The sequence below is a fragment of the Candidatus Poribacteria bacterium genome (assembly GCA_021295755.1).
Classification (GTDB): Bacteria; Poribacteria; WGA-4E; order WGA-4E; family PCPOR2b; genus PCPOR2b.
The window spans coordinates 516-8,944 of record JAGWBT010000170.1 but is presented as its reverse complement, the minus strand read 5'-3'; the positions used below and the strand labels follow the sequence as shown (position 1 = coordinate 8,944).

The window sequence follows — 8,429 nt, the reverse complement described above, 5'->3', positions numbered from 1 at the left end:
TTTTGACTCACTAACGGGGTTTGCCGTTCTGTATACCCGCCTTGAAAGACGGGGATACAGAACGGAAGATTTTGATAAGTGCACAACACCACAAGTCCCTTGTTCAATCCACTTCCAGTCCAAATGTCTCAATGTGAAATTTAATCGCCGATGTCACATCAGCTACAGCCTGCGCATAAGTATCTCCCTAACCTAACACAACGCCTTTCAGACCGATTGGATAGGCAACATAACCATCAGTGTGCTTTTCAACGATAATCTTGAACGATTGCATTTGAACCTGCCCCTCCTTTGTACTATCATCTTTGATGCCTGTCACGGCAGTTGCGGAATAACTTCTTTCGCCATCAGTTCCATCGATCGGCGCATCTTCGCTTTGTCGTCCCAGTCGTGACCGATCATCAACACCGTGCCGAAACCGCCGGTGAGGTCGTAGAGATCCTGCAGCTTTCGCGTGACTGTGTCGACGCTACCAACGATGGCGATGTTGTCGATGATATATTCAGCGTCGATCGCTTCGTCAGGCATCTCCGGCTCCCATTTCAGCAGGTCTTGCATCCGGGCAAGCGTAAGCATACCGCGTAGGTAGATAAGCGAGGCGGCGAATGCACCGTTCAACGCATGTTCCCGCGCCTCTGCATCCGATTCTCCAACGAATATGCTGCGGGAGATGCGCCACTCCGATCGGTCAGGTTCGCGTCCGGCTTCGAGGGCACCTTGGGAGTAGAGTTCCCATTGCCGCTTGACCTTGTGCGGCGGTGCCATGTTGATGCTGATTGGAATGAATCCCCGCTGCCCGCCTGTTGTAGCAGCCATAGACTCCTCCCTGACGATACTCATCGCGATTGGTGGGTGTGGTTTCTGATATGGTTGCAGAATCTGCCCCAATCCGAGTTCGGGCACCTTTTCGTCGAGTTTGATGTTCCAGTAATCCCCCTTGAACTCGAAAGGTCCATCCTCCTGCCAGAGTTTGAGAACGATGTCCATTGCCTCAAGAGTCATCAGTCCCTGCGTCCGCGGGTCGGGTAGATCAAATAGTGCCCAATCGGTCGGGACGCCGCCCTGTCCAAATCCGACGTTGAGCCTGCCCTTGGCTAGATGATCAAGATAGGCGAGTCTGACGGCGACGTTGGCGGGGTGGTGCTGGGTGATGATAGTCACGCCGGTGCCCAAGCGAATGTTTTTCGTCTGCGGCAACATGTGGGCGATGAAGACATCGTTGGACGGAATCGGCTCCCACCCTGCGGTATGGTGCTGCCCAATCCACGCTTCACTGAATCCCAGTTCGTCTGCCCAAATGACACATTCTACATCTTCTTCAAATGTCTGCGTCCGATCTTTTTCCGGCGGATGCAGCGGCATCATAAATGTACCAACTTTCATAGTTCACCCCAATTCATTAGTTCATTAAAAACGCTTAACGCAATGACGCAACGACGCAAAGTTTTTCAAGAGAATTTTCTAGCCTTTCTGCGTACAAGCGTTCTAGTCTGCTTTTTACGTTGGCTCATGCAAAGAAATCGTGCAACAGAAACCGAGTTTTGAAGGAAAACTCGGTTTCTCTTAATGCTTTGCACTCTCTTTTTATATGAGCCTTACGTTTATTGTTCAGGACTTACGTAAATTTAGCACACGGGGGATAGATTTTCGATTTTTAACCCCCTAAATCCCCAACCCCCTAAATCCCCCTTGTCAGGGGGACTTTGGAAAATCAGGGGGACTTATGAACGCGCTGCGTAAGTCCTATTGTTATCAATAATTGTAGACTCGCACCAAAGGTTTATAATCTTGACGGTTATAGGCGAATTTCTACGTCTGCCCGCTCTTCTTGAAGCCGCGCTACCGAGACCGATGCAAGCTGTCCCCAACCCCGGTTTCGCGCTTCGGTGAAACGTTGTTCGATGATGTTGGCGAGTTCCATCGGCAGCCGCAGTTGACGACCGAGTTCGGTCGCCAAACCGACATCTTTGGCACCCAAGTCTAGCTGAAATCCCGGCTCAAAATTGCCTTGAAACAGACTCCCCGGAAATTCCTGCATACACTCGGTATTGCCGGAACTGTGGGAGATTGCCTCAAACATGGTCTCTGTTTCGGCACCGGCTTTGAGTCCCAACGTCAGCGCTTCCGACACCAGAACGTAGTTACCAAGATTGATTAGGTTATTGACAATTTTGCAGACCGCTCCCATGCCCTGTTCACCACAGTACATGACTTTCTCCCCGATGAGGTCGAGGACGGGCTTGTAAGATGTATAGACCGATTGGTTGCCGCCAACCATAATGCACAATGTTGCCTGCTCGGCACCGCTGACACCACCGCTGACCGGGGCGTCTAACACATGGATACCTTTGGGCTTTGCAGTGGTGGCTATGCGGTGGATGGTATCTGGATCCGTGGTGCTCAGATCAAAGTACGCCAAGCCGGGCGCAGCACCGCTGAGGATACCAGAATCTCCTAGGGCAACCGCCTCCACATCTTGGGGTCGAGGCAGTGCTGTGAAGACAACCTGACTCGCTGCCGCTACGGCACCTGGGCTATCCGCCCACGATGCGCCCCCGATAGAATCGGGATTCAAAGCAACCTGCGACAGCCATTCTTCAGCTGCCTCTTTCTGAGTATCAAACACTGTCAGGTTGTGACCGCCTTTGGCGAGATTTCGTGCCATGAAGCGTCCCATACGCCCAATGCCGATGAACCCGATGTTCATACGTGTGCCTCCGAATATCGGCGTAATCCGCTTGGCAATCCCTCTTGGTCGGACGCCGGTGGCTTGACGGGAGCCTCACAGGGCCAGCATTGACCGCCGGTGTGTTGATAATCTTCGCCGGATAACCAACAGAACATTTCAGCCGCGGCGATGCCACACTTAAACTGCTCAAAGTGAGGTTCGCCGCCGAAAGTGGGCCAAGAGAAATCGAAATCGGGGTCAATTATCCAGTCACGGCGCGGTTCGGTGGTCCGCCAGTAGTTGTATTTGAACAGGTTGCGGAAGCCGTTGGTAGTGCTTCTCCCCTTGCGGTGCCATATTGAATAAACGGTGATAAAGATAGAGCCTGCCGGTGCGGTGGTTGGTACGGAGAGCTTTACACTGCGTAGGTGCGCCATGTAGTTGGCTTTGGTACGCAGGAAGTGGGAGCCGGGAATAACCTCGGTGGGTCCCGCCTCCTTCGGTGTGTCCTGTGGGTAATAGAATACTTGAAGGTAGTCTAGACGTGGGGTGTAGATCGATCCGCCGTCACGATGCCACCCTTGGGGCGGTGCGGGGCATGGGGCGCGGTGATTACACAACGTCTGGGGCAGCTTGAAGTCTCTGCCGAGCAAAGATCTGACGGCACCCGCCGCTTGTGGATTTTTGAACACACCGTCAACAAACCAGTCTTCGGTTAGCAGTTCAAGCGGTTGATGCTCTGGGTGTTCGTCCACGAAATCCATCATACGCTGATTGACCGCGTCTTCGACTACACCTTCAAGCACTAAGTACCCTTTGCGGCAAAATTCAAACACCTCTTGATCGTTCAGCGTCGTTTCACAATCGTAGGTGCTTCCTATTGTCGTCTCACTATGCGGGATTCCGATTCGTTCAACCGGGGAGGATGTCGTCGGATTCATCAAAAAACTCCTTCGCAACTCGCAGTCACGGTTTTAGTAGGACTTACACAAATTTAGCACATGGGGGATAGATTTTTGATTTTTAACCCCCTAAATCCCCCTTGTCAGGGGGACTTTGGAAAATCAGGGGGACTTATGAACGCTCTGCGTAAGCTCTATTTTAGGTTAATTTTTCGAGAATAAATTCGCAGCCGAGTCCAAAGGTTTTGTCTTCTTGAAGCAGCAGCGCCATTTCGGGAAACTTGATTACCCGCCAGCCGTCGTTCATCGCTTCGAGGACGGAGTTGTAGGGCCATTCGTCCACATCGTCGGGTGCTTCGAGGATTTCGCCGTTTTCTACCAGTGCCATACCGAGAACTTGCGAGTCAACGCCGGTGTTGCCGGTATTCAGATACAGTAGTCGCTGCCGCTTAGGTGAGTCGTCGTCCGAAGTGCTGTCGTTCAGACGATCTAACGCCTGTTGGAGATCCGCCTCCACGAGCGTACCGGCGCGCAGCTTGTCGAGCCAACCTTGGATCTGTTGTTTGTCAGGCATCGTGAACTCCCTCTATCTGGTGTTTTTCTATATCTATCATGAACCAATTTGCTACGAAACACATGTCGCCCCGCTGGGGCTTTGGTCATTAGTATAGATCGCGTTTCTATAAACATGTCGCCCCGCTGGGGCTATGGGGCGGGCAAGTCGCTTTGGATCCCGATTTATCGGGGATGCCCGACCTACGGGTATGGGTACAGTTACGGCATACGGAGTCGGGCAAAATGCCCGACCTACGGGATAAGTCTGGATAGGCTCGCTCAGTGCAGAAGAGCACAGCCAGACCGCTTGGGGCAAACAATTACGCGCGTCCGACATAGGGCATCTTCGTCGCCATGACGGTTATGAACAGCACGTTTGCTTCCAACGGTAGACTCGCCATAAACACGACAGCACCTGCAATATCATCCGTGTCCATCCGTGGCTCGACCATGAGCGTTCCATTCGGTTGGAGGCTGCCGGTATCGCTGCGCTGCTCGGCGTCAATTGACGCATTGCCGATGTCAATTTGTCCACACGCAATATCATATTTACGTCCGTCAAGGGAGGTCGATTTCGTTAGCCCGGTCAGCGCGTGTTTGGTGGAAGCGTAGGGCGCGGAGTTGACGCGCGGCACATGTGCCGATACGGAACCGTTATTGATGATGCGTCCGCCTCTGGGATCTTGATCCTTCATAATCTTGAACGCTTCTTGCGTACACAAGAATGAGCCGGTCAGGTTGGTGTCCACGACTGTTTTCCACTGCTCGTAGGTCAGGTCTTCTAAGTTGACGCCCGGCGCGCCGACTCCCGCGTTATTAAACAGTAGGTCGAGCCTGCCAAAGGTCTCTTTCGTCTTGGCAAACAGGGCTTTAATGGAGTCGTGATCTGTCACGTCTGTGGGCACAATCAATGTTCGCGAACTCGCTTCTCCCGCTTGCTTGACCGTATCCTCTAACGCTTCCGGTCGTCGTCCAGCTAGTGTAACGGAATACCCTTCGCCTAGCAGCGCAAGTACCGTTCGCTGACCGATGTTGGAGCCAGCTCCTGTAACGATAGCAACTTTACTCATCTGTTATTTCTCCTAGTTCGATTTTATGGGTTGAATAGCGATTTAAGATGATGAAACGTGAAAAGTGTGAAACGTGATGCGTGAAACGTGAGAATTGACCCCGGGGACGATTCGGAGATTTGGCAGGGCACTGACAGGTAAAAAAAATATTTTCAACTTCCCGTGGGGGTGTTCATAATTGGACGGTGTTTCTCTGAATCCCGATGGTCCCTTGCTTCAGAGCGTTTTCAGTTGTGCCTCGCCAGAAAAGTGCCGCGTAGTCGGTTTGTTGACCTGCCATATGAACAGTGCTATAAACATGTCGCCCCGCTGATGCTTTGTAGATCTGGCAAAATGTTCGACCTACGGGTATAAAGGGCGATTTTACCGCGCTGCACATCACTACAAGACTTACGCAAATTTAGCACACAGGGGGTAGATTTTTTCCCCTGACAAGGGGAGAAGATAAGAGGGGATCTTCTCCCTTGTCTTTCCCCTCTTATCAGAGGGGTTCAGGGGGACTTATGAACCCGCTGCGTAAGTCCTAACTAGCAACCTGAGTTAACGAACCGATGAACCAATTGCTTTCACGCATCATGTATTGTGTTTTTATCATAGCATTGAGGGAAAAGTAGGTCAAGCGAAAATTCTGGAAAAGGCATTTGTACCTTCTTTCTACATGAACCTCACCTCTCCTTCTCAAATCTCTCGACTAACTCAACCAACATCGCATAATCCGCCGGATCCTTATCACAATCCGCAGCGTGTGTGGACAGCGGTAACCCCCGTTTTTTACGATCCTTACAGTCGCAAACCTGTCCCTTCGCTGTGAGAGGGACAAGACGCCATCGAAAACCCGGTTCGATATGATCCATCGCAACGTAAGGAATCGCATTCTCAGGCACTCCATCCCACCATTGCGTTTTCGGGTTATAGCGCGTCCCTTCAACGTTCACCCATTCCCCCTGACCATGGGATCGTCCATCAACTGGGGACTGTTGAGGTATGTCATACCGTTTCAGTGTATCCCGCTTAACTCGTCTCACTCTCCGCTCTCCTTTCATCGTTTGAAATCAGGCCGAGCAGCTCCTGCATCCACAAACGGGTCTCTCGATAAACCATCACAACCCTTCTGATCTCCTTCCAGTCAAGCCCATCTGATTTTTGCAGTGATGCCAACTTCTGACCAACTAAACTTTGAATCTGCTGCGCATGTTCAAAGTCTGCATCAATAAAAGCGTCTATCTCCTCTTGTCTTTTCTGCATCAACCGATTAAAGGTTTCTTGTGCTTGCTCGTTATCAAATGCTTCTGCTCGCTCCACCCAATTGTGATCACTGCTATACCGATACAGTGTCCGAAGCGCAGCTCTTTTCCCTCTGATAGCCTCTTGACATAATTTCTCAATGGATCGAGGCGTTGGCATTTCGAGATAAGCCTGAAAACATTCAAAAGCGCGCGGACTCTCTCCATCAATAGGTGTGTCGAATCGCATTTCCATAGGCGATACCCTCCTTTTGCCTAATTATATCATATTGTTATACAAGCTGCGACGATGTGTTATGGTGGTCAGAGGGTGAGTGTTCGGGAAAGTAGTTGAAATGCGGATGCACAGTTGGTTGAAGGGTGTTCATAATTATATTGTCTGAATCGCGGATTAAGAAGATGACACAGATTACACGGATTATTGTCCCGATGAATCCCCGATAGATCGGAACTCCGACAAGCCGAGAGCAGGTCCCGACTCGTCGGGATTCTCGGAACGGAACAGGCGGGATTCAGAGCAATCTGAATCAGGATTTACTGGATTGGAGGATTTTTAGGATAAAAACGGGGGAGGAAAGTTTAGGGTTAGTTTCATTGGGGACAGTACAGCGCAACATCTCTCTTGTGTGGATAGTAACAGACATGGTTTTGATGATTCGTTTTGGTTGCCTTACGTATATCTCAACGATTTTACCATTCCTAAGATTAACTTGCATAACTCTCTTGTCTGGCAATATGTATCTACGCCAACTATGAGAAATGCCGTTCAATACTTCGACACATGAAGGGCTGTCTTTAGGGAAGGTTTCAATGTTTGGATAAGTCGCTTCAAAAGTGATTATATCCATGCCGTAGTAGTATCTTGGAAACTGAGTTCTTGGTGATACATCACAACCAATAGCAAGCACAATCAATGCTAATAGAATCCTCATGTCTGTGTCCCTCACCCAAACCGTGCGTGCGACTTTCACAACACACGGTTTTCACAGCTATAAATTGATGATGCTGTTTGGTCTAAATTTCCGATGGCAGTACAGTTTGTGTGGGTTTGAGGTTCAAGATTGTCATGTGAAACACCTCCGTCTTATCCAACCTGTGCACTCAAGCCGCCGTCAACGGGGAGAAGCACCCCTGTGATGTACCGCGCATCATCGGACGCGAGGAACGTCGCTGCAGCCGCGACATCCCAGCCGGAACCCATCTTTTGGCGAAGCGGGACATCTTCGTCCCGTTCCTGACGGATAACTTCGTGGCTCACCCCCCGCTCCGCTACCCGCCGCTCAATTGCCATAGGGGTATCCATCAGACCGGGCAAGATCGCATTTACGCGAACTCCGTATTCCGCATTTTCGATGGCGAGGTTTTGTGTCATCGCATTGATCGCAGCCTTGCTGGTTTTGTATGCGAGCATGGTCGGTCGAGTGCAGAGCGACGCTGTTGAGGAGATATTGATAATGACCCCCGACTCTTGAGATCGCATCACCGGCAGGACATGCTTGATGGTGAGAAACATGCCTTTGAGGTTGATGTCCATCAATAGTTCCCAATTTGCTTCAGTCACATCAACCGTGTCAGCATCCCCCGCTGCGATCCCGACGTTGTTATGCAAAACATCTATCCGCCCGTAGCGCGAAACACAGGTTTCGATAATTGCCTGACAATCCGCTTCAACAGTTATATCTGCACCAAAAACTGAGGCTTCGCCGTCAACTTCTTTTATCATCTGGGCGGTATCCTCTGCGGATTCGGGTCGTTTGTCAACGAGAAGCACCCGCGCTCCCTCCTTTGCGAAACGAATCGCGGTTGCCCTGCCGTTGCCGATGGTTTCTCCTGGTGTCTGCCCGGCCCCAACGACGATGGCGACTTTACCACTGAGCGACATACACAATCTCCTTTTGTCTATTACAGCCCTGTTATGGTGAATTCTATAATTACTTATACACCTTCGATGCACAGCCAACCCCCTAAATCCCCCTTGTCAGGGGGACTT

The 8,429-nt window shown here is 50.8% G+C and carries 8 protein-coding genes; all 8 read right to left on the bottom strand.

Annotated features, from left to right (window positions below):
* Positions 1–315: 315 nt before the first annotated feature.
* Positions 316–1,383 carry an LLM class flavin-dependent oxidoreductase gene (locus tag J4G02_20270; GenBank protein ID MCE2396862.1) on the bottom strand — a complete coding sequence of 356 codons (1,068 nt, stop codon included), beginning with the start codon at positions 1,381–1,383 and terminating at the stop codon, positions 316–318.
* A 412-nt stretch (positions 1,384–1,795) separates the two neighbouring features.
* Positions 1,796–2,707, bottom strand: a complete 912-nt coding sequence (locus J4G02_20265; GenBank protein MCE2396861.1) for an NAD(P)-dependent oxidoreductase — start codon at positions 2,705–2,707, stop codon at positions 1,796–1,798.
* On the bottom strand, positions 2,704–3,609 hold the full coding sequence (locus J4G02_20260) for a phytanoyl-CoA dioxygenase family protein (GenBank protein MCE2396860.1): 906 nt from the start codon (positions 3,607–3,609) through the stop codon (positions 2,704–2,706). Before J4G02_20260 ends, J4G02_20265 begins: the two co-directional genes overlap by 4 nt.
* Positions 3,610–3,769: 160 nt before the next feature.
* Positions 3,770–4,144: a hypothetical protein gene (locus J4G02_20255; protein ID MCE2396859.1), complete on the bottom strand. Its 375-nt coding sequence runs from the start codon at positions 4,142–4,144 to the stop codon at positions 3,770–3,772.
* 301 nt (positions 4,145–4,445) lie between these two features.
* Complete coding sequence (locus J4G02_20250) at positions 4,446–5,195, bottom strand: SDR family oxidoreductase (GenBank protein ID MCE2396858.1); 750 nt, start codon at positions 5,193–5,195, stop codon at positions 4,446–4,448.
* A 665-nt stretch (positions 5,196–5,860) separates the two neighbouring features.
* Complete coding sequence (locus J4G02_20245) at positions 5,861–6,220, bottom strand: hypothetical protein (protein MCE2396857.1); 360 nt, start codon at positions 6,218–6,220, stop codon at positions 5,861–5,863.
* Positions 6,207–6,674, bottom strand: coding sequence for a hypothetical protein (locus J4G02_20240; protein MCE2396856.1), 468 nt, complete (start codon positions 6,672–6,674; stop codon positions 6,207–6,209). The genes J4G02_20245 and J4G02_20240 overlap by 14 nt, the downstream gene beginning before the upstream one ends.
* Before the next feature lie 849 nt (positions 6,675–7,523).
* Positions 7,524–8,321: an SDR family oxidoreductase gene (locus tag J4G02_20235; GenBank protein MCE2396855.1), complete on the bottom strand. Its 798-nt coding sequence runs from the start codon at positions 8,319–8,321 to the stop codon at positions 7,524–7,526.
* Positions 8,322–8,429: the final 108 nt, after the last annotated feature.

What these genes read in the sequence shown, in the direction of transcription:
- J4G02_20235 (MCE2396855.1), bottom strand. Translation starts at nt 8,321, where the DNA reads ATGTCGCTCAGTGGTAAAGTCGCCATCGTCGTTGGGGCCGGGCAGACA.
- J4G02_20265 (MCE2396861.1), bottom strand. Translation starts at nt 2,707, where the DNA reads ATGAACATCGGGTTCATCGGCATTGGGCGTATGGGACGCTTCATGGCA.
- J4G02_20270 (MCE2396862.1), bottom strand. Translation starts at nt 1,383, where the DNA reads ATGAAAGTTGGTACATTTATGATGCCGCTGCATCCGCCGGAAAAAGAT.
- J4G02_20260 (MCE2396860.1), bottom strand. Translation starts at nt 3,609, where the DNA reads ATGAATCCGACGACATCCTCCCCGGTTGAACGAATCGGAATCCCGCAT.
- J4G02_20250 (MCE2396858.1), bottom strand. Translation starts at nt 5,195, where the DNA reads ATGAGTAAAGTTGCTATCGTTACAGGAGCTGGCTCCAACATCGGTCAG.
- J4G02_20255 (MCE2396859.1), bottom strand. Translation starts at nt 4,144, where the DNA reads ATGCCTGACAAACAACAGATCCAAGGTTGGCTCGACAAGCTGCGCGCC.
- J4G02_20240 (MCE2396856.1), bottom strand. Translation starts at nt 6,674, where the DNA reads ATGGAAATGCGATTCGACACACCTATTGATGGAGAGAGTCCGCGCGCT.